Consider the following 25,575-nt stretch of genomic DNA (forward strand, 5'->3'; position numbering starts at 1 on the left):
CTTTACGATTTTGCAGCCCTGTATTGGTTTACGGGAGATTGATATCGCAGCCGCGCTTTGAGACGATGGCTTCAACAACCCGCGCCCGCCAAGGGCGGGGATCTCGAGGGAACGCCATGCCGGTCGTCAAGGCCGATCGCCTCACGCGCATCAGCGCCGCCCTGCTCCGCGCCGCCGGGGCCTCCGAGGAAGAAGCCGACGCGGTCGCAATCGGCTGCGTCAACGCCAATCTGGCGGGCCACGATTCGCACGGCGTGATCGCCGTTCCCACCTATATCGACCGCATCAAGGCCGGGCACATCGTGCCCGGCGCCGAATGGACCATCGTCCAGGAATCGCCGACCACGACCGTGATCGACGGCCATTGGGGCTTTGGCTTCCACGTCAACGCCAAGGCGATGGCGCTGACGATCGAGAAGGCGAGGACCGCGAACGTCGCCGCCTGCACCGTATTCCGGCAGAGCCATGTCGGTCGCCTCGCCGCCTACCCGCTGATGGCGATGCGCGAGGGCATGATCGGGATCGCGACGGCGGATTCCGGCCGTTCGCCGAAGCACGTCGCGCCGTTCGGCGGCAAGGAGGCGCGGCTCGGCACCAACCCGATCTCGATCGCGGTGCCGTCCGATCTCGAGACGCCGTTCTATCTGGACATGGCGACATCGGCGGTCGCGGCCGGCAAGATCCAGCTTGCCGTCGCTCGCGGCGAAGAGATTCCAACGGGGTGGATCATCGACGCCGAGGGACGGCATACCACCGACCCAACCCAATACCGCAAGGGCGGCGCGCTGCTGCCGCTCGGCGGCACCGAGGGCTACAAGGGCAGCGGCCTCGCCGCCATGGTCGAGGTGCTCTGCGGCCTGCTGACCGGTCTCGGCTTCGGCGTCGAGCCGACGGGGCGGCACAATGACGGCTGCTTCATGGCCGTGTTCAACGTCGCCGCGTTCCGTCCGCTGAAGGAGTTCAAGCGCGAGGTCGCGGAGTTCGCGCGTTATCTGAAATCGACGCCGCCCTCCGAGGGCAGCAAGGGCGTCTACTATCCCGGCGAGATCGAGGGCCTGCGCGAGCAACAGCGCCTGCGCGACGGCATCGAAATCGAGGATGCGACCTGGGAAAAGCTGCGCGTGCTGGCGCGCGAATACCGGCTCGACACCGTCCTCGATCTGTCCTGACGCAATCCGGAGAACAGCAACATGAACCGGCAGATGGTCCTGGTCGGCTTCCTCCAGGCGCAGAATTGCACCAATTTGCCGAGCTCCTGGCGGCATCCGGACTCACGCGACGATTCGATGTCCGCCGATTACTATCAGGAGATCGCCAAAATCCTCGAAGCCGGCAAGTTCCACATGGCCTTCTTCGATGACCGCCTGGCGATGCCGGACCGCTACGGCAACGACCACGCCCACACCGTCGAATACGGCATCCGCTGCGTGAAGATGGATCCGCTGATCGTGCTGACCACGATGGGCATGGTCACCGACAAGCTCGGCCTGGGCGCAACCTGCTCGACCACCTATTACGAGCCGTTCGACGTCGCCCGCCGCTTCGCCACGCTCGATCTGATGTCCGGCGGACGCGCGGGCTGGAACGTCGTGACCTCGCTGAACGACGGCGAAGCCCTCAACATGGGACGCGACTCCCATCCCGAACATGACTCGCGCTACGACAAGGCCGACGAGTTCATGGAGGTCGTGCTCGGCCATTGGGACACCTGGGAAGACGGCGCGCTGATCATCGACAAGAAGAGCGGCCGCTTTGCCGACCCGAGCAAGGTGAAACGGCTCGATCACAAGGGACCAGCGTTCAAGTCGCGCGGGCCGTTCACCGTGCCGCGCTCGCAGCAGGGCCATCCCGTGATCATCCAGGCCGGGGCATCCGGTCGCGGCCAGCGCTTTGCCGGCCGCTGGGGCGAGGTGATCTTCACCGCCGCACGCAATCTCACTGCTGCCAAGGAAGGCTACGCAGCCGTGCGCAACCAGGCCGCCAAGGCCGGCCGCGATCCCGACCAGATGTTTCTCTGCAACCTGACGACGCCGGTCTGCGCGGCGACCAAGGCCGAGGCCGAGGACAAGATGGCACTGATCAACAAGCTGCCGCTGCAGATCGACGCGCTGTCGCTGCTCGCCGAAGCGCTCAACTACGATTTCGCGTCCAAGGATCTCGACGAGCCGCTGACGACGGACGAGCTGAAGAGCATGCAGGGCATTCTCGGCATCCGCGACGGCGTGCTGAAGAATTCGGGCAAGAGCAATCCGAGCGCTCGCGACTTCGTCACCTTCTCCGGCCGCGGTCAGGTTCAGGATGCGATGGTCGGCGGCCCCAAGGAGATCGCGGACAAGTTCGAGGAAATGTTCGTCGAGCGCGGCTGCGACGGTTTTGTCATCGCGGCGACCTATGTGCCCGGCTCCTACGCCGACTTCGTCCAGCACGTGGTGCCGGAGCTGCAGCGCCGCGGCCTGTTCCAGAAGGAGTATCGCGGCAAGACGCTGCGGGAAAATCTCGGGCTGAAGCGGCCGGCGGCCGGCGCCTGGAAGGTGCAGCCGCGCGATGCCGCGGAATAACGGGAGGCTCCGACATGCGCTGGCTGAAATTCACCACCGCGGGCAAGACCTCCTGGGGAATCATCGAGGGTGACAAGGTGATCGCCGTCGACGGCGATCCCTTCGGCGAGTGGCACCGCACCACGCGCACGCATTCGCTCGGCGCCGTCAAGATCGAGCTGCCGCTGATCCCGCGCACCTTCTATTGCGTCGGCTTGAACTACCTCAAGCACCTGAAGGAAGCCGCCGACAAGGCCGGCACCGTGCCGGCCGTGCCCGACCGCCCGGAGATCGGCTATCGCGCGCAGAACGCGCTGATCGCGCATGACGAGGACGTCGTGATCCCCTCCTTCGCGACGGAGAAGATCCACTATGAGGGCGAGCTCGTCGTCGTCATCGGCAAGAAGGTGAAGCACCTTACCAAAGAGAACGCGATGGATTGCGTGTTCGGCTACACCATCGGCAACGACGTCAGCGAGCGCAGCTGGCAGAAGGCCGATCGCAGCCTGTGGCGCTCCAAGAATGCCGACACGTTCAAGCCGATGGGGCCGTGGATCGAGACCGCGGCCGAGCTCGAACAGATGGAAACGGTCGTCCGGGTCAACGGCAAGGAAACCAACCGCTTCGCGACCGCCGACATGATCTTCGGCGTGGTGCCGTTCCTGGTCGAGCTGACGAAGTATTTTACGCTGTGGCCAGGCGACGTGATCTGGATGGGCACGGACGGTGCATCGCCTGATATCAGGCACGGCGATGTCGTGGAGATCGACATCAGCGGCGTCGGCACGTTGCGCAACAGGTTCGTGCGGGAGCAACGGTAGCCGCATTTGCGTGCCTTAGGGTGGGCAAAGGCGCTCTTGCGCCGTGCCCACGATCTCGTTCGATCGCGGAAAATACGTGGGCACGCTTCGCTTCGCCCACTCTCCAAGACCTCCCTCAAAACGGCAGCGCCACGCTCGTCTTGATCTCCTTCAGCACCACGTTGCTGCGGACATAGCGGATGCCGGGGATGCGGAACATGAACTCGTCGAGGAAGCGGTTGTAGGCCGCCATGTCCTGCACGACGACACGCAGATGATAATCGGCATCGCCCGTGGTCGCGAAACATTCCAGCACCTCGCGGCGCGTCGTAACCCTGGCCACGAATTCATCGACGAATTTCGCGTCGTGCCGTTCCAGCGAGACGTGGAGGATGGCGGACATCGCAAAGCCCGCCTGCTCTCGCGCGACCAGCGCTGCATAGCCCCGGATGACGCCGGCCTCCTCCAGCGCCCGCACGCGGCGCCAGCAGGCCGAGGTGGACATGCCGACCTCGTCGGCGAGTTGCTGGTTGGTGGCTCGCCCATCCCTCTGCAGATGGCCGAGTATTCGCGCGTCCTGTTCTTCGATCATGATGGCCTCCCCAGCCGGAAACCTCTACCAAATTTGATACTATTCTGCAAAATTCTACCGAATTTGCAATTTGAATGGGATGAATAGGTAAGACCTACCAGCCTCCCAGGCATAACCTTCCACGATCAGGCAGGATGCCGCGCGAGGTCCGTCATGGACGCCATTCCGTCACTCGACACTTACGATCTCTCCGACCGCTACGATCGCGAGGAGGGCCGCGTCTTCCTCACGGGCACGCAGGCCATCGTCCGCATCGCGCTCGACCAGGCGAGGCGTGATCGCGCGAGCGGCCTCAACACCGCGGGCTTCATCTCCGGCTATCGCGGCTCGCCGCTCGGCGGCGTCGATCTCGAGCTGTGGCGCATCCAGGAGCGGCTGAAGCGGGACCGCATCGAATTTCTTCCCGCCGTGAACGAGGACCTCGCGGCCACCGCGGTGCTCGGCTCGCAGCAGGTCGAGACGCAAGGCGATCGCGAGGTCGATGGCGTGTTCGGGCTCTGGTACGGCAAGGGCCCCGGCGTCGATCGCTCCGGCGACGCGCTCAAGCACGGCAATGCCTACGGCTCCTCCCCGCATGGCGGCGTGCTGGTCGTTGCCGGCGACGACCACGGCTGCGTCTCCTCCTCGATGCCGCACCAGTCCGACGTCGCCTTCATGAGCTGGTTCATGCCGACGCTGCATCCCGCCAGCGTCAGCGAGTATCTGGAATTCGGCGAGTATGGCTACGCGCTGAGCCGCTTCTCCGGCATGTGGGTCGGCTTCAAGGCGATCTCCGAGATCGTGGAATCAGGCGCCTCCGTCGCGCTACGCCCTCCGCGTGCCTTCCGCACACCCGACTTCGCGCCGCCGCCCGATGGACTGCACTATCGCTGGCCCGATTTGCCGGGCCCGCAGATCGAGGAACGGCTGGAGGCCAAGAAGCACGCGGTCTATGCCTTCGCCAAGGCCAATCCTATCGATCGTCACATCTACGACATTGCGGATGCGACGTACGGCATCGTCACAACGGGCAAGGCGCATCTCGACCTGATGGAAGCGCTGCGGCTGATGGGCCTCGATGAGGCCGCCTGCCGCAGCATCGGCATCGACATCTACAAGGTCGGCATGGTCTGGCCGCTGGCGCTGCATGACGCCATGGCCTTCGTGAAGGGCAAGCGCGAGATCCTCGTGGTCGAGGAGAAGCGCGGCATCATCGAGAGCCAGTTCAAGGAATACTTTTACGACTATCCCGGCAGCAAGCCCGAACGCATGGTGGGCAAGCATGACGAAACCGGCGCACGGCTGATCTCCTGGATCGGTGAATTGTCGCCGCGCGCACTCGCGTCCGTGCTGGCTCGGCGGCTCGACCCGATGTTTCCAGGCCTCAATCTGGCCGCGCGTGCAGCCGCGCTGTTGCCGGAGGCGGCCCGCACCATCAACGTATCAGGCGCAACGCGCACGCCCTATTTCTGCTCGGGTTGCCCGCACAACACCTCGACCAAGGTGCCCGAGGGGTCGAAGGCGCTGGCCGGCATCGGCTGCCATTTCATGGCGAGCTGGATGGACCGCGAGACGTCGTCGCTGATCCAGATGGGCGGCGAAGGCGTGAACTGGGCGGCTTCGTCGCGCTTCACCGGCCACAAGCACGTTTTCCAGAATCTCGGCGAAGGCACCTACTACCATTCTGGCTCGATGGCGATCCGGCAGGCGATCGCCGCCGGGGCGAACATCACCTACAAGATCCTGTTCAACGACGCCGTCGCGATGACAGGCGGCCAGCCGGTCGACGGCCCCGTCAGCGTGCATGCCATCGCGCACAGCGTCCGCGCCGAAGGCGTGGCGCGCATCGCGCTGGTCTCCGACGATCCCGCGCATTTCAGCCCGGCGGACCTGCCCGGCGGCGTCACCATTCATCCCCGCGAGGAAATGGATGCCGTGCAGCGCGAGCTGCGCGATATCCCCGGCGTCTCGGTCCTGATCTACCAGCAGACCTGCGCCACCGAGAAGCGGCGCCGGCGCAAGCGCGGGCTGATGGCCGATCCCAGGCGCTTTGCCACTATCAACGATCTCGTCTGCGAAGGCTGCGGCGACTGTTCGGTCGAATCCAACTGTCTCAGCGTCGAGCCGAAGGAGACGCCGTTCGGCCGCAAGCGCCAGATCAACCTGTCGTCCTGCAACAAGGATTTCTCCTGTCTCAACGGCTTCTGCCCGAGCTTCGTCACCGTCGAGGGCGCCACGCGGCGGAAGAAGGGTGCAAGCCAGATCGACGCGGCCAGCCATGCGGCCACGCTTCCCCTGCCCTCCTCCATGTCGCTCGATCGCCCCTATGACCTGCTCGTGACCGGCGTCGGCGGCACCGGCGTGATCACCGTCGGCGCCCTGATCGGCATGGCCGCGCATCTGGAGCGCCGTGGCGTTTCGGTGCTGGACTTCACCGGCTTTGCGCAGAAGTTCGGACCCGTGCTGAGCTATATTCGCCTCGCACCGTCTCCCGAGGGCCTGAACCAGGTTCGCATCGACCAGGGCGCTGCCGATGCGCTGATCGGCTGCGATCTGGTCGTCAGCTCTTCGCCGAAGGCATCCGGCACCTATCGCCGGGGCACGCGCGCCGCGGTCAACACCGCGGAGATGCCGACCGGCGACGTTGTCCGCTTCCGCGACGCCGATCTCGCCTCCTCCGCCCGCCTGCGCGCCATTGGCCGGGTCGTCGGCGAGCACAATCTCGGCACGCTCGATGCCAATGCGCTTGCCGATCGGCTGCTCGGCGACACCGTCTATGCCAATATCATCATGCTCGGCTTTGCCTGGCAGTGCGGGCTGATCCCGATTTCGCTCGCCGCGCTGCTGCGCGCGATCGAGCTCAACGGCGTCGCAGTCGAGCGCAACAAGCAGGCCTTTGCCTGGGGCCGGATCGCGGCTTCCGATCCGGACTTCCTGCCGAAGCCGAACGAGGCGCCCACAACCGAGACGCTCGACCAGATCATCGACCGTCGCGCCGACTTTCTCATCGCCTATCAGGACAGCAGCTATGCGGCGCGCTACCGAGCGACCGTCGCAAGGGTCCGCCATGCCGAAGCTGCTCTGAACAGCGAGGCTTTGACCGAGGCCGTCGCACGCGCCCTGTTCAAGCTGATGGCCTACAAGGACGAATACGAGGTGGCGCGCCTGCACATGAAGAGCGGATTCCTCGATGTGCTGAAACGCGAATTCGAGGACGGCTTCAAAGTCCAGTACCATCTCGCACCGCCATTCCTGCCGTCGCAGCGCGACGCACGCGGGCGTCCGCGCAAGCGCGCCTTCGGCCAGTGGATCCAGATGCCGCTCGCCGCGCTCGCGCGATTGAAGGGGCTGCGCGGAACGCCGTTCGATCCGTTCGGCTACACCTCCGAGCGGCGCACCGAACGCGAACTGATCGCCTGGTATGAAGGCCTGATCGAACGGATGCTCGGCGAGCTCGGTACGGCGCGTCTGCCGGATCTCGTCGCGATTGCAAAGGCGCCGATGGAGATCCGCGGCTACGGCGCGGTCAAGGACATCGCGATCGGGAAGGCGAAGACGGAGGTCGCGCGGCTGCTCGACGAACTCCGCGGACCAGCGTCGGCAAGGATGCGCGCCACCGGCTGACGCAAAGCCGTGTCCACGAGGCAAGCGCGCCTTTGCCCACCCCCTGGCCTGCCGCCGCGCCGCTCATGAATACGGGTTGATCAGCTTCTGCTGCTCGGCGCTGTGGTGCACGAGCAGGTCGATGAAGGTCCTGACCTTTGCCGACAGATGATGCCGATGCGGATAGACCGCGTTCATGGACAGCTCGACGGTCCGATATTCCGGCAACAGACGCACGAGGCGGCCGGCCTCGAGGTCGTCCTGAATGAGAAACCCTGCCATCAGGCACACGGCGGCCCCCTCCAGCGCGACCTTCCGCAACGCTTCCCCGCTGTTGGTGACGAAGCTGCCCGAGATTCGCACCGAAGCCGGTGCGCCCTTGCGATCGAGGAAGTGCCATTCATCGCCAAACGGATAGTTCAGGTGACGACCGCAATTATGCGTGGTGAGCTCGTCGAGTTTCTGCACCCGGCCGTGCCTCTCGATGTAATCGTGGGAACAGCACAGCACGTGGCGCCAGGTGGCGAGGCTCCGCACGATCAGGCTCGAATCCGGCGGCGGGGTCATGCGCAGGGCAACATCGTAGCCTTCCTCGATGAGATCGACGTCGGCCTCGCCCATGCGCAGATCGATCTTGAGCTCCGGGTAGGTGGACAGCAGCTTCGCCACCACCGGCGTCACGAACGGCACCATATGGGTGGCGACGTGGATGCGCAGCGTGCCGCGGGGCACTGACTGCAATTCGCCGGCAATGTCGTCGGCCTGTTCGATGTCCGCGAGGATCTGGACGCAGCGATCGTAATAGGCCTTGCCGATCTCCGTAAGGTTGACCTTGCGCGTGGTGCGATGAAGCAGCCTCACCCCAAGCCGGTCTTCCAATGCCTGGACGTGATTGCTCACCATGGTGGTCGACATGTTGAGCTTGCGGGCTGCTGCGGAGAAGCCGCCGGTCTCGACCACGCGGCTGAACACTTCGAGGCTGGTCAATCGGTCCATGGCTGCGTGATTGTCCGCTCTTGATCGATAATCACTGGGGATTCTCCTCGATTATCTATCAGATCCTGCATACCGGTCCCACCCCGCCCAGAGCTTTGCGTGCGGCAGGACCCAGGCCCGTTAGCAGCAATCGTACGACAGGGACGGCAATCGCTCTGGCGCAGTCGCCGGGCCGGTTCGGTACATCATCCGGGTCAAGACGCAGCCTCGGACTATCCGCTGCTGGTGGATAATCCTTCCTGCAATTCGCCAATTATCGCTTGAACTGGAAAGGCCGATATTCACGGCGAGCCGAAAGGGAAGACCGCCATGTCCGAGATGCCCCGCACCGAAAACTTTCAGCAAGCAACTGAAATCACTGCCGATTATTCCAAGGCGCGGCCGAGTGCCCCGCCCCGGAATATGGTTCGGCGCGCGGCGCTGGTGCTTGCGCTGCTCGCGGGCACGGCGACCGTGGCTTATTACGGGCACGACTACTGGACCAACGGCCGCTACCTCGAGACGACCGATGACGCCTATGTCAAGGCGGACTCCACGATCGTCGCACCAAAGGTCTCCGGCTATATCGCCAAGGTGCTGGTCGGTGACAACGAGAAGGTCAGAGCCGGCCAGCTTCTCGCCAAGATCGACGATCGCGACTTCAGGGCGGCCCTGGAGCAGGCACGCGCCGACGTCGCCGCCGGCGAAGCCTCGGTGCGCAACATCGATGCCCAGCTCGAACTCCAGCAACCGATCATCGAGCAAAGCACCGCCGATGTTGCGGCAGCGGACGCCAATCTCAAATTCGCGCAGGAGGAGCGCGCCCGCTACGACGATCTGATGAAGTCGGGCTCCGGCACCATCCAGCGCGCACAGCAGACAGACGCGGCACTGCGCGCCAGCAGCGCGCAGCTGCAGCATGCCAAATCCGGTCTCGTGGCCGCGCAACGCAAGGTCGACGTGCTCACCACCCAGCGCGCCCAGGCCGCGGCCCAGCTGGAACGGGCCCGCGCGGTCGCACAGCAGGCGGCGCTGAACCTGTCCTATACCGAGATCACTGCGCCGGTCGACGGCACGGTCGGTGCCCGCGCATTGCGGGTCGGCCAATACGTCCAGGCCGGCACGCAATTGATGGCCGTGGTGCCGCTCGATTCGGTTTATGTCGTCGCGAACTTCAAGGAGACGCAGCTGACACATGTGCGCCCCGGCCAGCCGGTCGAGCTGCACGTCGACAGTTTCCGTAGCAAGACCCTGCGCGGCCATGTCGACAGCCTGTCGCCGGCCAGCGGGCTCGAATTCGCGCTGCTGCCGCCGGACAACGCCACCGGCAACTTCACCAAGATCGTGCAGCGTGTTCCCGTGAAGATCGTGCTCGACGACCACAGCCTGATCGGCCTGCTGCGCCCCGGCATGTCGGCGGTGCCGACCGTCGACACCAAGCAGACGGTGCTGGCAGAGCGCGACACCGCAAAGCGTCTGGCTGACAACGCCCCTCGCCGCAACGGCGGTTGAAGCCGGAAGGCTCCGGCGGGATTGTCAAATCCTGCCGGATGATCCTTCCGGGACTTCCTCGATGATCGAAACCACCTGCCTGACGCATCCTGTCTCCGTACCCGAGACGAGGCTTCCATGAGCACGCTTCAACCGACAGTCAACGCCGCATCCATCGGCAACATCCCCGCGCCCGCCGCTCCCGCGACGCCGGCGGTGTCGACAAGAACCTGGATCGCGGTGATCGGCGCGACGCTCGGCGCCTTCATGGCGGTGCTGAACATCCAGATCGTCAACGCCTCGCTCGCGGACATTCAGGGCGCAATCGGCGCCGGTATCGACGACGGCGGCTGGATCTCCACCTCTTATCTGATCGCGGAGATCGTCGTGATCCCGCTCTCCGGCTGGCTCGCGCAGGTCTTCTCCATCCGGATCTATCTTCTCAGCAACGCGGTCCTGTTCCTGCTGCTGTCGGCGGCTTGCGCGCTGGCGCAGGACCTGCCGCAGATGATCGTGCTGCGCGCCGTGCAAGGATTCACCGGCGGCGTGCTGATCCCGATGGCGTTCACGCTGATCATCACGCTGCTGCCGCGCGGGAAACAGCCGGTCGGTCTTGCGTTGTTCGCGCTGTCCGCGACGTTCGCTCCAGCGATCGGCCCGACCATCGGCGGCTATCTCACCGAGAATTTCGGCTGGGAGTACATCTTCTACGTCAACCTCGTGCCCGGCGCGGTGATGGTCGGCATGCTCTGGTACGCGCTCGAGGCGAAGCCGATGAAGCTGGCGCTGCTGCGCGAGGGCGACTGGGCCGGCATCATCACCATGGCAATCGGGCTCTCCGCCCTCCAGACCGTGCTCGAGGAAGGTAACAAGGACGACTGGTTCGGCTCGCCATTCATCGTCAAGCTCAGCGTGATCGCGGTCGTGGCGCTGACGACCTTCTTCATCATCGAACTCACGGTGAAGAAGCCGCTGCTCAATCTGCGCCTGCTCGCCCGCCGCAATTTCGGCTTCGGCATGCTGGCGAACTTCCTGCTCGGCGTCGCGCTGTACGGCTCGGTGTTCATCCTGCCGCAATATCTGGCGCGCATCCAGGGCTACAACGCGGAGCAGATCGGCATGGTGCTGGCCTGGACCGGGCTGCCGCAGCTCGTGCTGATCCCGCTGGTGCCGCGCCTGATGCAGAAATTCGACGCGCGCATCGTGATCGGCGTCGGCTTCGTGCTGTTCTCGGCCTCGAATTTCATGAACATCTATATGACCAACGACTACGCCGCCGACCAGCTGCTGTGGCCCAACGTCGTCCGCGCCATCGGTCAGGCGCTGGTGATGGCACCGTTGTCGGCGGTCGCGACCGCCGGCATCGAAGCCGAAAATGCGGGGTCCGCCTCCGGCCTGTTCAACATGATGCGCAATCTCGGCGGCGCCGTCGGCATCGCCCTGCTGCAAACCGTGCTGACCAAGCGCGAGCAATATCACTCCAACGTGCTGATGCAGTCGGTCTCGGTGTTCGAGCAGGCCACCCGCACGCGACTGGAACAGCTCACGCAATATTTCGTCAACCACGGCGTTCTCGACCGTGCAGACGCCGCGCATCGGGCCTATGTCGCGGTCGGCCGTATCGTGCAGAAGCAGGCTTACATCGTCGCCTTCAGCGACACCTTCTACCTGCTCGGCATGGCGCTGATCGTCGCTCTGGTCGCCGTGATCTTCCTGAAGAAGCCCGGCCAGACTTCAGCCGGCGGAGCCCATTGATCCCACCCTAGGAAGCAAGGAGAACGACCATGAAGCCTCGCATGAACTACTACCAGGCCGCGCCCGACACCATTAAAGCACTGATGGCGCTGGAAGAGCAGATCCAGTCGACGGGGCTCGAGAAATCGCTGATCGAGCTGGTCAAGATCCGCGCATCCCAGATCAACGGCTGCGCCTTCTGCATCAACATGCACACCGAGGACGCCCGCAAGCGCGGCGAGACGGAACAGCGAATCTATCTGCTCAACGCCTGGCGCGAATCTCCGCTGTACTCCGACCGCGAGCGCGCGGCGCTGGCCTGGACGGAAGCCGTGACGCTGATCTCAGAGACGCACGCGCCTGATGACGTCTATGAACAGGTTCGCGCGCAATTCTCCGACGCGGAGACGGTGAACCTGACCATGCTGATCGGCGCCATCAACGCCTGGAACAGGATTGCGATCGCGTTCCGCGTGGTTCATCCGGTGAAGGTGAAGGCGTCGGTGGCGTGAGCCAACCACAACGACAGTCTTGTCAGGTGGGCAAAGGCGCACTTGCGCCGTGCCCACCATCTTCCATGAATTCTAAGGACGTGGGCACGCTTCGCTTTGCCCACCCACGGCAGCTGAGCGTGTGGCCTAGACCGCCGTCGCCTTGGCGAACTCCACGTAGATTTCGCGCAGGCGCGTCGCCATCGGGCCGGGCTTGCCGTCACCGACCTTCTTGCCGTCGATCGCGATCACCGGCTGGACGAACAGCGAGGCCGAGGTGGCAAAGGCTTCCTTTGCGGCCAACGCTTCCTCGACCGTAAAGGAGCGTTCCTCGACGCGGAGCTGACGCTCTTCGGCGAGTGCCACCACCGCCTTGCGGGTGCAGCCCGGCAGGATCGCGTTGGAGTTCTTGCGGGTGACGATGACGTCGTCCTTGGTGAGGATGAACGCCGAGGACGAACCGCCCTCGGTGACGTAGCCGTCTTCCAGCATCCAGGCCTCGCCCGCGCCGGCTTCGGCCGCCGCCTGCTTCGCCAACACCTGCGCCAGCAACGCCACGCTCTTGATGTCGCGGCGCTCCCAGCGGATGTCGGGCACCGTGATCACGTTGATGCCGGTCTTGGCCGAGGCCGCGTTGATGATGTCCTTTTCCGACGTGAACATCACGAGGCTCGACTTGACGTCCCCCTTGGGGAAGGCGAAGTCGCGGCCCTTGTCGGCGCCGCGCGTGACCTGGAGGTAAACGAGGCCGTTCGCGAGCTTGTTGCGCGCGATCAGCTCCTTCTGCAGCTCGGTGATGCGCTCGAGCGTCTCCGGCAGCTTCAGCTTGATCTCGCCGACCGACCGCTCCAGCCGCGCCAGATGCGAGGCGTTGTCGACCAGCTTGCCGTCGAGCACCGCCGAGACCTCGTAGATGCCGTCGGCGAACAGGAAGCCGCGATCGAGGACCGAGATTTTGGCGTCCGAGAGCGGGACGAATGAACCGTTGACGTAGGCGATCGGGTCCAAGGCAGGTCTCCTGGCCGGCAAAGGGGGATTCGGCGCGCTTATACGCCAGTTAAGGGGAGCAAGCACCCTCGTTTTGTCATTCCGGGGCGGCGCGAAGCGACGAGCCCGGAATCCATCTCACCTCATGTACTGCCGCCCGATGGATTCTCAGGTGCGCAATTGCGCACCATAGCTCGCGACTGCGTCGCGCCCCGGAATGACAAAGAGCTAATGCGACAGAATCTTGGACAAGAACTTCTGCGCGCGGTCGCTGCGCGGCTTGCCGAAGAAGTCTTCCTTCGCCGCGTCCTCGACGATCTCGCCGCGGTCCATGAAGATCACGCGATTGGCCACTTTGCGGGCAAAGCCCATCTCGTGGGTGACAACCATCATGGTCATGCCTTCATGAGCGAGGTCCACCATGACGTCGAGCACCTCGCTGACCATTTCCGGGTCGAGCGCCGAGGTCGGCTCGTCGAACAGCATGACGATCGGATCCATCGCGAGCGCGCGGGCGATCGCAACGCGCTGCTGCTGGCCGCCCGACAGGTTCGCGGGATACTTTTGCGCCTGTTCCTTGAGGCCGACGCGCTCCAGCAGCTGCATGCCTTTCGCCATCGCCTTGTCGCGCGACCGGTCGAGCACCTTCTGCTGCGCGAGGCAGAGATTGTCGATGATCTTCAGGTGCGGGAACAGCTCGAAGTGCTGGAACACCATGCCGACGCGCGAGCGCAGCTTGGGCAGATTGGTCTTGGGGTCGTTGACCTTGGTGCCGTCGACGCTGATGTCGCCGCTCTGGAACGGCTCCAGCGCATTGACGCATTTGATCAGGGTCGACTTGCCCGAGCCCGAGGGGCCGCAGACCACCACGACCTCACCCTTGGTCACGCTCGTTGTGCAATCGGTCAGCACCTGGAAGCTCGGGCTGTACCATTTGTTGACGTGGCTGATTTCGATCATGACGGACACGCTCTATCGAATGATGGCGATGCGCGCCTGCAGGCGACGGACGCCGAAGGACGCGATACAGGAGATGGTGAAGTAGACGACCGCTGCGAATAGGTACATTTCGACGAGGCGCCCGTCGCGCTGCGCGACCTTGCTCGCCGCGCCCAGGAAGTCCGTGATCGAGAGAACGTAGACCAGCGAGGTGTCCTGGAACAGCACGATGGTCTGCGTGATCAGCACCGGCAGCATGTTGCGGAAGGCTTGCGGCAACACGACGTAGCGCATGGTCTGGGCGTAGGTCAGCCCCAGCGCGCTGGCCGCGGCCGGCTGGCCGCGCGAGATCGACTGGATGCCGGCGCGCATGATCTCGGAGAAGTAGGCCGCCTCGAACATGATGAAGGTGATGAGCGAGGATGCGAAGGCGCCGACGCTGATCGGACGCGAGGCGCCGGTCACCCATTGCCCGATATAGGGCACCAGGAAGTAGAACCAGAAGATCACCAGCACCAACGGCAGCGAGCGCATGAAATCGACATAGACCCCGGCGATGCGGCCGAGGATCTTGTAGCCGGACAGCCGCATCAGCGCGAGCGCGGTGCCGAAGACGAGGCCGCCGAGGGCCGCAAGCGCCGTCAGCGTCAGGGTGAACGTCATGCCCTCGTAGAACAGATAGGGCAGCGCACGGCGAATAACGTCGAAATCGAGATTGGCAAACATCGCTATTTCCCCGTGATGTAGCCGGGGATCGCGACCCAGCGTTCGAGGAAGCGCATCGCCGTCACGACCACGGCATTGACGAGGAGGTAGAGGATCGTCGCGGCAGTGAAGGCCTCGAACACCTGGAACGAGAATTCCTGCATCGAGCGCGCCTGTCCGGTCAGCTCCAGCAGGCCGATGGTGATGGCCACCGCGGTGTTCTTGATGGTGTTGAGGAATTCGGAGGTCAGTGGCGGCAGGATGATGCGGAACGCCATCGGCAGCAGCACGTAGCGATAGGCCTGCACGGTGGTGAGGCCGAGCGCAGTGGCCGCCATCTTCTGCCCTCGCGGCAGCGAACCGATACCCGCCTGAAGCTGAACGGCCACGCGCGCCGACATGAAGAAGCCGATGCCGATCGCGGCCGTCCAGAACGGCGCGTTCGGGAGTTGCTTCAGCCAGGTCCCCGCGGTCTTGGGCAGCAGCTCCGGCAGCACGAAGAACCACAGGAACAGCTGCACGAGCAGCGGCATGTTGCGGAAGAACTCGACATAGGCAAAACCGAACCAGTTCGCCCCTTTCGAAGGCAGCGTACGCATGACGCCGACGAGCGAGCCGGTGATCAGCGCGATGACCCAGGCCAACGCCGCGGTCTTCAGGGTCAGCACCAGGCCCGACAGCAGCATGTCGAGATAGGTGCCCGTCCCCATCGGGTTCGGCTGGAAAAAGATTCCCCAGTTCCAGTTATAGTTCACGTGTCCCCCGCGCGAACGCGCCACTGATCAAGATTGTCCCGGCGCCTATGCAAATGTCCGGCCACCCCTGTGTCAAGAGTGGCCGGACATGATCCCGATCGAAAGTTCGAGGTTCTATCTTACTTATAGTCGTCCGGGTTCGGCGAGTCCGTGGGCTTCGCGAACTCGTTCTTCAGCTCGGCCGAGATCGGGCTGTTGAGGTTCAGGCCCTTCGGCGGGATCTTCTGGGTGAACCACTTGTCGTAGATCTTCTGGCCTTCGCCGGAGGTGTAGAGCGCAGCGGTTGCCGCATCGACCACCTTCTTGAACGGCGCGTCGTCCTTGCGCAGCATGATGCCGTAGGGCTCGGGCTTGGAGAAGGCGTCCTTGGAGATGACGTAGTCATCCGGCGACTTCGAGCCGGCGACGAGGCTCGCGAGCAGGATGTCGTCCATGACGAAGGCGACCGCGCGGTCGGTCTCGACCATCAGGAAGGCTTCGGCGTGGTCCTTGGCCGGAATGATGTTGGCGCCGAGCTTCTTCTCGACGTTGGCCTCGGTCAGCTGCTTGATGTTGGTGGTGCCGGCGGTCGAGACCACCGTCTTGCCCTTGAGGTCGTCGATCGACTTCAGGCCGCTCGACTTCTTGAAGACGTAGCGGCTGGCGGTCAGGAAGTGGGTGTTGGTGAAGGCAACCTGCTTCTGACGCTCGGCATTGTTGGTGGTCGAGCCGCATTCGAGGTCGATGGTGCCGTTGGCCATCAGCGGGATGCGGGTCGCCGAGGTCACCGGGTTGAGCTTGACCCCGAGCTTGTCGAGCTTGAGTTCCTTCTTCACGGCGTCGACGATCTTGTAGCAGATGTCCATCGCGAACCCGACGGGCTTCTGGTTGTCGTCGAGATAGGAGAACGGGATCGAGGAGTCGCGGAAGCCCAGCGTGATGGCACCGGTGTCCTTGATGTTCTTCAGCGTGCCGGTCAGCTCCTGGGCCCCGGCCTGGCTGACGACGAAGGTCGCGGCGAGTGCGAGCCCGATGCTACGGAAATGTTTCACGTCTTTCTTCCCCTTTCAGGATGATGCGGCCGAATGCAAGCACAAATCGGCCTGGATTAGAATGTGACTTTCGGCTGGATTGAAGGCTCAGGTTAATGGCTCAGCTCAGAGGTCTCGTCAGAGGTCTCGGCAATTGGCCGAGATCCCAGAACAGCCCGGCCATCACCGTCAAGGCTTCTTCGGTGAGAGGCAGCAGAATGTGCTCATTCGGCGCATGCTGGGAGCAGCCGGGATAGGAGTGCGGGACCCAGATCGTGGGCAGGCCCAGGATCTCGGAAAAGACGTCGTTGGGCAGCGAGCCGCCGAAATTCGGCAGTACGGCCGGCGCCTTGCCGGTGGTCTCTTGCACCGAATCCGCCGCCCATTTGATCCATGGGCTGTCGAAATCGGTGCGCGATGCAGCAAAACTCTGGGCAGCGCGCACCTCGACCATCGGAAAGCCCTTTTCGATCAGATGGGCGCGGATCGCCTCGATCAGCCCATCAATCTTGGTACCGACCACGAAGCGCAGTTGCAGTACGGCATTGGCATGGCCGGGAATGGCATTGGCCGGCTTGTCGATATTGCCCGACGACATCGCCAGCACTTCCAGCGTGTTCCAGGCGTAGAGCCGTTCGGCCGCCGACAACCCCTCCTCGCCCCAGTTCTCGGCCAGCGCGGGCTCGTCCGCACCCGGCACCACCTGCACGTCGGCGAGATAGGAGCGGATCTGGTTGGTGAGCCGCGGCGGCTTCAGGGCATCGAGCTGGAGGCGGCCGTGGCCATCGACCAGCGTGGAGATCGCATTGACCAGGATGGTCGCGGGATTGGCGAGAACGCCGCCCCAATTGCCGGAATGGTGGCCGCCGTCGCGCAGGTTCACATCCAGATGGATGCGGATGCCGCCGCGGCAGCCGAGGAACAGCGTCGGACGGTCGGCGGACAGGCGCGGCCCATCGGAGGCCATGAACAGGTCTGCCTTGAGCGCGTCGCGATGGAGATCGCAGACCTTGCCGAGATCGGGCGAGCCGATCTCCTCGCCCATCTCGACGATGAACTTGGCGTTGAAGCCGAGCTTGCCGCCGCGGGCCTCGCGCACCGCGCGCAGCGCCGCCATGTTGATGCTGTGCTGGCCCTTGTTGTCGGCGGTGCCGCGGCCATAGACCCGCGTGCCCGCAACCGTGGTGCGCCAGGGATCGCGGCCATCGCGCCACTCGCCTTCCATGCCGTCGACGACGTCGCCATGACCGTAGACCAGCACGGTCGGCGCGGACGCGCTTTCGTGATGCTCGGCGAACAGGAACGGCGCCTTGCCGCTGGGGGATTCGACGATACGGCTGGTGAAGTCGAGCGCAGCGAAAGCCGGCTGCATCTCCTGTTCCAGATAGGCGCGCAGCTCGGGGCCGCGCGACGGATTCTGGCTCTCGGTCTTGAAGGCGACGCGGCGGTCGAGCTCGGCGAGGAATGCGCCGGATTTGAAATCCTCACGGGCGCGGGCGATGGCGTCGGCTCTGGTCATGACTGGTTTTTCGAGGCTTTGAGAGGAAGGACCTTACCCGACACGGATTGGCCTTCGAAAGTGGCAGGGAGTTGGATAGTTCTTGTACTTCTCTTGTAGTTCTCTTGTACTTCTCTTGGGATTTCGTTCTTGCTTCCTTGAGATTGGCTTGCCAAGCGCAGCAGCGACGCTGATTTTGGCCTTGCCAAGCCCAAACGATATGCAAGAACTTCGCCAAGTTTGGCGCCAAGTTCGGGCGCACGTCTATCATTCGAAGAGCGCTCAGTACAGGGCGCCGGGGGACCAGCATGGCCAAAGAAATCCGGCTCAACGCCTTTGCGATGAATTGCGTCGCCCACCAGTCACCGGGCCTGTGGACCCATCCGCGCGACCGCACCGCCGAGTATAACCGCCTGCCCTACTGGATCGATCTCGCCAGGACGCTGGAGCGTGGCCGCTTCGACGGCTTGTTCCTGGCCGACGTGCTCGGGGTCTACGACGTCTATGGCAACAGCCCTGACGCGGCCTTGCGCAACGCAGCACAGACGCCGTCAAACGAGCCGCTGCTGCTGCTGTCGGCGATGGCCGCGGTGACGAAAGATCTCGGCTTCGGCGTCACCAGCAACCTCTCCTTCGAGCCGCCCTACCCGTTCGCACGGCGGATGTCGACGCTCGACCATCTCACCGAGGGGCGGATCGGCTGGAACGTCGTCACCGGCTATCTCGACAGCGCCGCACGCGGCGCCGGCAAGGACAAGCAGACCGGGCATGACGACCGCTACGACATCGCCGACGAATACATGGAAGTCGTCTACAAGCTCTGGGAAGGCAGCTGGGAGGACGACGCCGTGCTGCGCGACCGGGCGCGAGGCATCTTCACCGATCCCAACAAGGTTCACCGCATCAATCACGAGAGCGCGAATTACCGCATCAACAACACCATTCATCTCAGCGAGCCCTCGCCGCAGCGCACGCCCGTGCTGTACCAGGCCGGCACCTCGCCGCGCGGCCGGCAGTTCGCGGCCAAGCATGCCGAATGCGTGTTCATGTCGGGACCGTCGGCCAAGATCATCGCGCCGCGCGTCGCGGCGATCCGCCAGGAGGCCGCCGCGCTCGGCCGCGATCCCGCTGAGATCCTGATGTTCAACATGATGACGATCATCCTCGGCAACACCGAAGCGGAAGCTGCGGCGAAATACGCCGACTACCGCTCGCACATCAATCCGGAAGGCGCGCTGGCCTTGATGTCCGGATGGACCGGCATCGACTTCTCCGGCTACGAGCTCGACCAGCAGGTGCGTCACGTCCAGAACGATGCCGGCCGCAGCGCGCTCGACAACGTCACCCGCGGCGACCCGGATCGCGTCTGGACCGTGCGCGACGTCATCGAGCATGTCGGCATCGGCGGCGCCGGCCCGGTCGTGGTCGGCACGCCCGAAAGCGTCGCGGACAAGATCGAGGACTGGTTCGAGAAAACCGACGTCGACGGCCTCAACGTCGCTTTCGCGATCTCGCCCGGCGATTTCGAGGATATCGCGGACATGCTGGTGCCGGAGCTGACCAAGCGCGGGCGCTACAAGAAAGAATATGCCAAGGGCACGCTGCGCGAAAAACTGTTCGGCGATGGTCGCGCCAGGCTGGATGCGCCGCATCCGGCGGCAGGGTATCGGGTGGGGAAGACGGGATAGACGTCGCACACCCGGTGTCATGCCCCGACTTGACCGGGGCATCCCGTACGCCGCGGCTTATCACGGAATCACAACCGTCTCTGGAATACTGGGTCGCCCGCCTTCGCGGGCGATGACGGCGGAGACCATGGCGGCAGCGCCGTGTCGGCTGCCCGCCCTACACCTTCCCGTCCACCATCACCTCGATCAGCTTCGTCCCCGGCCGGTTGAACGCCGACGCCAGCGTCGCCTTGAGCTCGCGAGGGTCGCTGATCCTGATCGCCTCGCATCCCAGCGCCTTCGCGACGCCCGCGAAATCGACGGGCGGATCGACGAAGTCCATGCCGACGTAATTGTCATCGCCGTGAAAAGCGAGCAGGCGCTGCTTGATGATGCGGTAGCCGCCATTGTTGGCGATGACGACGTTGAGCGGCAGCTTGTGATGCGCCGCGGTCCACAGCGACTGGATCGAATACATCGCACTACCGTCCCCGGAGAAGCACACGACGGGGCGATCCGGATTGGCGATGCTGGCGCCGACCGAGGCCGGCAGGCCCCAGCCAATGCCGCCGGAGGCAAGGCCGTGATAGCCGTAGCGGTCGCGATGGGGGCGCAGCGCCGTGACCTGACGGCTGGAGGTGAGGCCTTCGTCGACGAGAATGGCGTTGTCGGGCATGGCCTCGACCATCTGCAGCACCAAAAAATCCGGATCGATGGGGCTGCGGCCCGCGCTCTTGCCGATCTGCTCGACCAGCGCCGCGCGGCGCGCGGTCCAGTTCTGCGGCGCGAGATCGGCAAGGCGCTGCCTGGCGCGGCCCGCAAGTGTCGCGCCGCCCAGCTCCTTCAACACCGGGATCAGCGCGCGCAATGTCTCCTTCAGGTCTGCCTTCAGCGCGATCTCGGCGCCGTAATTCTTGGCGATCTCCCAATCGACGAGGCCGATCTGCACGATGCCCAAGCCATCCGGCAGCGCGTCCACCTCGCTATAGACCGACATGCGCAAGGGATCGCCGCCGAGCGCGATCAGCAGGTCGTAAGGCGCCAGCGTATCGCGCGCGACTTTCTGCACGCGCGCGAGCGTGCCGACGAAGCTCGGGCTCTCCGAGAGGAAGTGCGAGCCGTAAGGCGTCGAGGACTGGTAGGCGGCGGCACCTAACAGCTCGGCGAGCTCGGCGGCTTCCTTCAGGGCGTCGCTCTTGACCACCTCGTCCATGGTGACGATGACGGGACGCTCCGCCTTGAGCAGCCGAGCGGCAAAAGCTCTCAGCGCTTCGTCCGATGGTTTTGTCCGCGCATCGATGCGGGTGGAGCGGCCGAGATCGATGCCGGCCTCGCTGTTCAGGATATCGCCCGGCAGCGAGATGAACACCGGTCCGGTCGGCGGCGTCATCGCCACCTTGGCGGCGCGGCGCACGATGCGCGGCAGGTCTTCCAGACGCGTCACCTCCACCGCCCATTTCACCAGCGGCTCGGCCATCCGCACCAGCGGACCGTAGAGCACCGGCTCCATCAGCCCGTGCCCCTGCTCCTGCTGGCCCGCGGTCAAGATCATCGGCGTGCCCGTGAACTGGGCGTTGTAGAGCGAGCCCATGGCGTTGCCGAGGCCGGGGGCGACGTGGACGTTGCAGGCGACGAGCTTGCCGGACGCGCGGCTGTAGCCATCGGCGATCGCGACCACCAGGCTCTCCTGCATCGCCATCACGTAGGTGAGGTCGGGATGGTCCTTCAGCGCATGCATGATCGGCAGCTCGGTGGTGCCGGGGTTGCCGAACAGATGGGTGATGCCCTCGTCCTTGAGCAGCGCGAGAAAGGCGGAACGGCCGGTGATCTTGTTCTTCATGTTTCCTCCAGGAGCGGACGTTGCCGCAAGGACGAAAGGCATGATGGCCGAAGTCACGGGATGCACGCAAGGAAGCCCGGTCATGGCAGGCTTGCGCCGATGCCTGTAGGCTGGGAACATGCACAGAGCTGGGCCTGTGGGGGACACGATGGCATATGACGAGAACACTGCCGCGCGGGTGCGTAAATTGCTGGCCGACCAGCGGCATGTCGCGGAAAAGAAGATGATGGGCGGTCTCTGCTTCATGGTTGATAACGCCATGTGCTGCACCGTAAGCGGGCGCGGCGGGATGCTGATCCGCGTCGGCCCCGACGCACATGCGCGCATGCTGCAAGAGCCGCACGCGAGCCCGATGGAAATGCGCGGGCGCATCATGACCGGCTTCGTGCGCGTCGCACCAGAAGGCTATCAGAGCGACGCCGAGTTGAAGAAATGGGTCAAACGCGCGCTCGACTTCGTCGGGGCGATGCCGGCGAAGACCGGAGGACGCAAGGCGGCACCGCGGAAGGCTGCGTCAGCTCAATCCAGCGGCGCCGAGGGGGCTAAAGCGCTTCCTCGCGGCCGAGTTCAAAAGGGTCCTCGCCGCTAGCCCGCTTCTTTTTCTTCGAGCGTTGCCAAACCACGCCGGGAAAGCCCTTCAGCGGCACCAGCGGCTCGCCGGTATAGGCCCATTCCTGCAGCTCCTCGATGGCGATGTGATAGAGCGGCTGGCGGCCGGTGCGCTCGTTGAACAGCGCGCGCGGGATGTTGACCATGTGCGGTCCACGCGGGCGCTCGTAGGCGATCGGCGTACCGCAATGCGAGCAGAAGCTGCGCGCGGTCTTGGTCGCCTTGTCCTCGTAGCGGGTCAGCGCCGTCTTGCCGGACGTGACGCGAAACCGCTTCTTCCAGCTTCCGACATAGGTCGCGTAGGCTGCACCATGGGCCCGGCGACTTGCAGCCGAATGATCATGCCAGGCCCAGCGCGCGGGCACGTCGATCTCGAAGGTGACCTTGCCGCAAAGGCATTGGCCGGTGGCGATCCCTGCGGCGGCTGCGGCTTTGGCCATGAAGTCTCTCCGTCGTCATTGCCAGCGCGACAATACACGACTGTCATTCCGAGGCGATGCGAAGCATCGAACCCGGAATCCATCGGACGGCAAGCCAGCAGGTGAGATGGATTCCGGGTTCGACGCGTTGCATCGCCCCGGAATGACCGGTCAAGCCGGCGTCAGTTCGTCATAAACAGGATAATCCGTATATCCCTTCTCCTCGCCGCCGTAGAACGTCGCGCGGTTGTATGGCGTGATCGGGTAGCCATGCTGCAAGCGGCGCGGCAGATCGGGGTTGGAGATGAAGATGCGGCCGAAGGCGATGATATCGGCATGGCCGTCGGCGATGGCGGCATTCGCAGTCTCGCCCGTAAAACCGCCGGCGGTCATCAGCACGCCGCTGTAGAGCGGGCGGAACAGCACCATCGCCGAAGGTACGTTCTGCCAGTTGACCTCGGCGCGGCCCGAGCCGCTGGAGCGCGGCTCGATGAAATGCAGATACGCCAGGCCGAGCTTGTCCAGCGCCTTCACGACATGGGTGTAGAGCGGCATCGGATCGGGCTCGCCGGAATCATTGGCGATGCCATACGGTGACAACCGCACGCCGACGCGGTTCGCACCCCAGACGTCGATCGCGGCCTGCGTGACCTCCAGCAGCAGCCGCGCACGGTTCTCGATCGAACCGCCATATTGATCGGTGCGCTGGTTGCTGCGCGACTGCAGGAATTGCTCGAGCAGATAGCCGTTGGCGCCGTGGATCTCGACACCGTCGAATCCGGCCGCGAGCGCGTTCTTCGCGCCTTGCCGGAAGGCCTCGACGATGCCCTTGACCTCCTCGGTCTCCAGCGCGCGCGGCGTCTCGTAATCGGCGATCTTGCCGTCGGCCGTCATCGCCTTCATCCCTTCCGCCTTGATCGGGATCGCGGAGGCGGAAACTGGCAGCTCGCCGCCGTGAAAGGAGGAATGCGAGACGCGGCCGACATGCCAGAGCTGGAGGAAGATGATGCCGCCCTTGGCGTGCACGGCGTCCGTCACTTTGCGCCAGCCGGCGATCTGCGCCTGCGAATAGATGCCCGGTGTCGCCGGGTTGCCGCGGCCGTGCGAGAGCACGGGCGACGCCTCAGCGATGATCAGGCCGCCGGGTGTCGCGCGCTGGGCGTAATATTCGGCGTTGAGCGGCCGCGGCGCAAAGCTCTCGCGCTCGGCGCGCATGCGCGTCAGCGGCGCCAGCGCGACGCGATGCGCGAGCTTGTACGGTCCGACCTGCAACGGTCTAAACAACGCCTCGAATTTCATGGGGGCCCCGGATGTCACTGAAAGGATGCAAATCATATAACGAGGGGCGGCTACCGGAAAAGGCGCCGCCCCTGCAAAAATAGATATTCCCCCTCGCGGAACGCGAGAGAGAGGCCCTACGCCGTCTTGATCCAGACGGCCTTCACGTTGAGATATTCCTCGACATGCTGCTTGCCGGACTCGCGACCATAGCCGCTCATCTTGTAGCCGCCGAACGGCACGGCCGGGTCCATCGCCTGGTAGCAGTTCACCCACACTGAGCCGGCGCGCAGGCGCTTCGCAACCGCATGCGCCTTGGTGACGTCGCGCGTCCACAGGCCGGAGCCGAGGCCGAACGTGGTGTTGTTGGCGCGCTTGACCAGTTCGTCCATGTCCTTGAACGCAATCGCGGAGATGACGGGGCCGAAGATCTCTTCCTGTGCGATGCGCATGTTGTCCTGGACGCCGGCAAACACCGTCGGTGAGACGAAGAAGCCCTTCGACAGCGCACCTTCGGTGACGCGGCCGCCGCCGGCGAGCGCGCGTGCGCCTTCTTTCTGGCCGATGTCGAGATAGCCGGTGACGCGCTCGAGCTGCTGCGCGGACACCAGCGGGCCGATCTGCACGTTGGGATCGAGGCCGTTGCCGACCTGCAGCTTCTTGCCGAACTCGGCGACGCGGCCGACGAACTCCTCGTAGATCGCCTGCTCGACGAACAGGCGCGTGCCGGCGCTGCAGATCTGGCCCGAATTGGCGAACACCGCCATCGCCGCGCCGGGCACGGCGGCATCGAGATCGGCATCCGCGAACACGATGTCCGGCGACTTGCCGCCGAGCTCGAGCGAGACGCGCTTGAGGTTGCCGGCGGAGGCGCGGATGATCGACTGGCCCGTGACATGCGAGCCGGTGAAGGCGACCTTGTCGACATCATGATGCGAGGCGAGCGCCGCGCCTGCGGTCTCGCCATAGCCGGGCACGACGTTGATGACGCCGGGCGGAACGCCCGCTTCCATCGCGAGCTCCGCGATGCGCAGCGAGGTCAGCGGCGCTTCTTCGGCGGGCTTGAGCACCACGGTGCAGCCAGTCGCGATCGCCGGACCAATCTTCCAGATCGTCGCGGTCAGCGGGCCGTTCCAGGGAATGATGGCGCCGACGACGCCGATCGGCTCCTTCAGCGTGTAGGAGAAGATCTCGCCGGGCAGCGAGTTCTCGATGGTCTCGCCGTGGATCGCCGTGGTCTGGCCGGCATAGTAGCGCAGCATGCCGACCGCGCGCAGCCGATAGGCGCGGGTGCGGCTGAGCGGCGCGCCCATGTCGAGGGTGTCGAGCTGCGACAATTCATCGAAGTTCTTCTCGACGAGATCGGCAAGCTTCAGCAGCAGGTTCTGCCGCTCGAAAGGCTTGACCTTGCTCCAGGGGCCTTCGAAGGCGCGGCGCGCGGCGGCGACCGCACGATCGATGTCTTCCTTGTCGCCTTCGGCGACGGTAGCCAGCAATTCGCCCGTGGCAGGGTTGTGGGTCTCGAAGCGTTTGCCGGAAGCAGCATCAACCCACTTCCCGTCGATCAGCATCTGCTTGTAGGACCCGTTCGCGAACGGATGGCGCGTGATCGGAATAGCCTGCGACACAGCCATGGCTGCACTCCCTGGTCAGGTGATTGATTGGT

Annotated in this window: 21 protein-coding genes; 9 read left to right on the forward strand and 12 right to left on the reverse strand. The window is 64.5% G+C overall.

The features are described 5' to 3' along the window. The first annotated feature begins 116 nt into the window (after nucleotides 1-116). The 3 genes from UNPF46_RS33740 to UNPF46_RS33750 are packed head-to-tail and all read left to right on the forward strand — an operon-like array spanning nucleotide 117 to nucleotide 3,358. The gene (locus UNPF46_RS33740; protein WP_142252954.1) at nucleotides 117-1,169 is read left to right on the forward strand and encodes an Ldh family oxidoreductase; all 1,053 of its coding nucleotides are present in this window, start codon (nucleotides 117-119) and stop codon (nucleotides 1,167-1,169) included. Nucleotides 1,170-1,190: 21 nt separating this feature from the next. Beyond that, a complete protein-coding gene (locus UNPF46_RS33745; protein WP_142252955.1) occupies nucleotides 1,191-2,558 on the forward strand; it encodes an LLM class flavin-dependent oxidoreductase in 1,368 nt (455 codons plus the stop codon). A 14-nt stretch (nucleotides 2,559-2,572) separates the two neighbouring features. After that, nucleotides 2,573-3,358 (forward strand): fumarylacetoacetate hydrolase family protein, encoded by a 786-nt coding sequence (locus tag UNPF46_RS33750; RefSeq protein ID WP_142252956.1) that lies wholly within the window; start codon nucleotides 2,573-2,575, stop codon nucleotides 3,356-3,358. A gap of 115 nt (nucleotides 3,359-3,473) precedes the next feature. On the opposite strand, the gene UNPF46_RS33755 is transcribed toward UNPF46_RS33750, so the two are convergent. Continuing rightward, a complete protein-coding gene (locus UNPF46_RS33755; protein ID WP_100174614.1) occupies nucleotides 3,474-3,929 on the reverse strand; it encodes an Lrp/AsnC family transcriptional regulator in 456 nt (151 codons plus the stop codon). Between the two features lie 153 nt (nucleotides 3,930-4,082). On the opposite strand from UNPF46_RS33755, the gene UNPF46_RS33760 reads away from it, so the two are divergent. Further along, nucleotides 4,083-7,532 carry an indolepyruvate ferredoxin oxidoreductase family protein gene (locus UNPF46_RS33760; RefSeq protein ID WP_142252957.1) on the forward strand — a complete coding sequence of 1,150 codons (3,450 nt, stop codon included), beginning with the start codon at nucleotides 4,083-4,085 and terminating at the stop codon, nucleotides 7,530-7,532. 63 nt (nucleotides 7,533-7,595) lie between these two features. Here the strand turns inward: UNPF46_RS33760 and UNPF46_RS33765 are convergent, their stop codons facing one another. After that, the gene (locus UNPF46_RS33765) at nucleotides 7,596-8,507 is read right to left on the reverse strand and encodes a LysR family transcriptional regulator (RefSeq protein WP_100174612.1); all 912 of its coding nucleotides are present in this window, start codon (nucleotides 8,505-8,507) and stop codon (nucleotides 7,596-7,598) included. A 309-nt stretch (nucleotides 8,508-8,816) separates the two neighbouring features. Between UNPF46_RS33765 and UNPF46_RS33770 the strand changes: the two genes are divergently transcribed. The 3 genes from UNPF46_RS33770 to UNPF46_RS33780 all read left to right on the forward strand — a co-directional run bounded on the left by UNPF46_RS33770 (nucleotide 8,817) and on the right by UNPF46_RS33780 (nucleotide 12,223). Beyond that, nucleotides 8,817-9,998 carry an HlyD family secretion protein gene (locus UNPF46_RS33770; RefSeq protein ID WP_142252958.1) on the forward strand — a complete coding sequence of 394 codons (1,182 nt, stop codon included), beginning with the start codon at nucleotides 8,817-8,819 and terminating at the stop codon, nucleotides 9,996-9,998. Between the two features lie 117 nt (nucleotides 9,999-10,115). After that, nucleotides 10,116-11,732: an MDR family MFS transporter gene (locus tag UNPF46_RS33775; RefSeq protein WP_142252959.1), complete on the forward strand. Its 1,617-nt coding sequence runs from the start codon at nucleotides 10,116-10,118 to the stop codon at nucleotides 11,730-11,732. Nucleotides 11,733-11,761: 29 nt separating this feature from the next. Further along, the gene (locus UNPF46_RS33780; RefSeq protein WP_100174609.1) at nucleotides 11,762-12,223 is read left to right on the forward strand and encodes a carboxymuconolactone decarboxylase family protein; all 462 of its coding nucleotides are present in this window, start codon (nucleotides 11,762-11,764) and stop codon (nucleotides 12,221-12,223) included. Between the two features lie 126 nt (nucleotides 12,224-12,349). Here the strand turns inward: UNPF46_RS33780 and UNPF46_RS33790 are convergent, their stop codons facing one another. The 6 genes from UNPF46_RS33790 to UNPF46_RS33815 form a co-directional block, all read right to left on the reverse strand. Continuing rightward, nucleotides 12,350-13,210: a D-amino-acid transaminase gene (locus tag UNPF46_RS33790; RefSeq protein ID WP_100174608.1), complete on the reverse strand. Its 861-nt coding sequence runs from the start codon at nucleotides 13,208-13,210 to the stop codon at nucleotides 12,350-12,352. 207 nt (nucleotides 13,211-13,417) lie between these two features. Beyond that, entirely contained in the window at nucleotides 13,418-14,149 is a 732-nt protein-coding gene (locus UNPF46_RS33795; RefSeq protein ID WP_100174607.1) for an amino acid ABC transporter ATP-binding protein, read from the reverse strand. Nucleotides 14,150-14,161: 12 nt separating this feature from the next. Then, a complete protein-coding gene (locus tag UNPF46_RS33800; RefSeq protein WP_094894725.1) occupies nucleotides 14,162-14,854 on the reverse strand; it encodes an amino acid ABC transporter permease in 693 nt (230 codons plus the stop codon). 2 nt (nucleotides 14,855-14,856) lie between these two features. Beyond that, nucleotides 14,857-15,588 (reverse strand): amino acid ABC transporter permease, encoded by a 732-nt coding sequence (locus UNPF46_RS33805; RefSeq protein WP_100174606.1) that lies wholly within the window; start codon nucleotides 15,586-15,588, stop codon nucleotides 14,857-14,859. 119 nt (nucleotides 15,589-15,707) lie between these two features. Then, a complete protein-coding gene (locus UNPF46_RS33810; RefSeq protein WP_142252960.1) occupies nucleotides 15,708-16,619 on the reverse strand; it encodes an amino acid ABC transporter substrate-binding protein in 912 nt (303 codons plus the stop codon). 100 nt (nucleotides 16,620-16,719) lie between these two features. Beyond that, a complete protein-coding gene (locus tag UNPF46_RS33815) occupies nucleotides 16,720-18,117 on the reverse strand; it encodes a M20 family metallopeptidase (RefSeq protein WP_100174604.1) in 1,398 nt (465 codons plus the stop codon). A 287-nt stretch (nucleotides 18,118-18,404) separates the two neighbouring features. On the opposite strand from UNPF46_RS33815, the gene UNPF46_RS33820 reads away from it, so the two are divergent. Further along, a complete protein-coding gene (locus tag UNPF46_RS33820) occupies nucleotides 18,405-19,784 on the forward strand; it encodes an LLM class flavin-dependent oxidoreductase (protein WP_142252961.1) in 1,380 nt (459 codons plus the stop codon). Nucleotides 19,785-19,941: 157 nt separating this feature from the next. Here UNPF46_RS33820 and UNPF46_RS33825 read toward each other — a convergent pair whose 3' ends face one another. After that, a complete protein-coding gene (locus UNPF46_RS33825; protein ID WP_100174602.1) occupies nucleotides 19,942-21,603 on the reverse strand; it encodes a thiamine pyrophosphate-binding protein in 1,662 nt (553 codons plus the stop codon). 148 nt (nucleotides 21,604-21,751) lie between these two features. Between UNPF46_RS33825 and UNPF46_RS33830 the strand changes: the two genes are divergently transcribed. Further along, entirely contained in the window at nucleotides 21,752-22,192 is a 441-nt protein-coding gene (locus UNPF46_RS33830) for a TfoX/Sxy family protein (RefSeq protein WP_181770242.1), read from the forward strand. Here the strand turns inward: UNPF46_RS33830 and UNPF46_RS33835 are convergent. The 3 genes from UNPF46_RS33835 to UNPF46_RS33845 all read right to left on the reverse strand — a co-directional run bounded on the left by UNPF46_RS33835 (nucleotide 22,146) and on the right by UNPF46_RS33845 (nucleotide 25,543). Beyond that, nucleotides 22,146-22,652, reverse strand: a complete 507-nt coding sequence (locus UNPF46_RS33835) for a GFA family protein (protein WP_142252962.1) — start codon at nucleotides 22,650-22,652, stop codon at nucleotides 22,146-22,148. The two genes, UNPF46_RS33830 and UNPF46_RS33835, sit on opposite strands and share 47 nt — an antisense overlap. A gap of 150 nt (nucleotides 22,653-22,802) precedes the next feature. Then, entirely contained in the window at nucleotides 22,803-23,930 is a 1,128-nt protein-coding gene (locus tag UNPF46_RS33840; protein ID WP_142252963.1) for an alkene reductase, read from the reverse strand. A 116-nt stretch (nucleotides 23,931-24,046) separates the two neighbouring features. Then, nucleotides 24,047-25,543 (reverse strand): aldehyde dehydrogenase family protein, encoded by a 1,497-nt coding sequence (locus tag UNPF46_RS33845; protein ID WP_100174599.1) that lies wholly within the window; start codon nucleotides 25,541-25,543, stop codon nucleotides 24,047-24,049. Nucleotides 25,544-25,575 lie beyond the last annotated feature (32 nt).

The sequence above is a fragment of the Bradyrhizobium sp. UNPF46 genome, assembly GCF_006658625.1.
GTDB classification, from domain to species: domain Bacteria; phylum Pseudomonadota; class Alphaproteobacteria; order Rhizobiales; family Xanthobacteraceae; genus Bradyrhizobium; species Bradyrhizobium nitroreducens.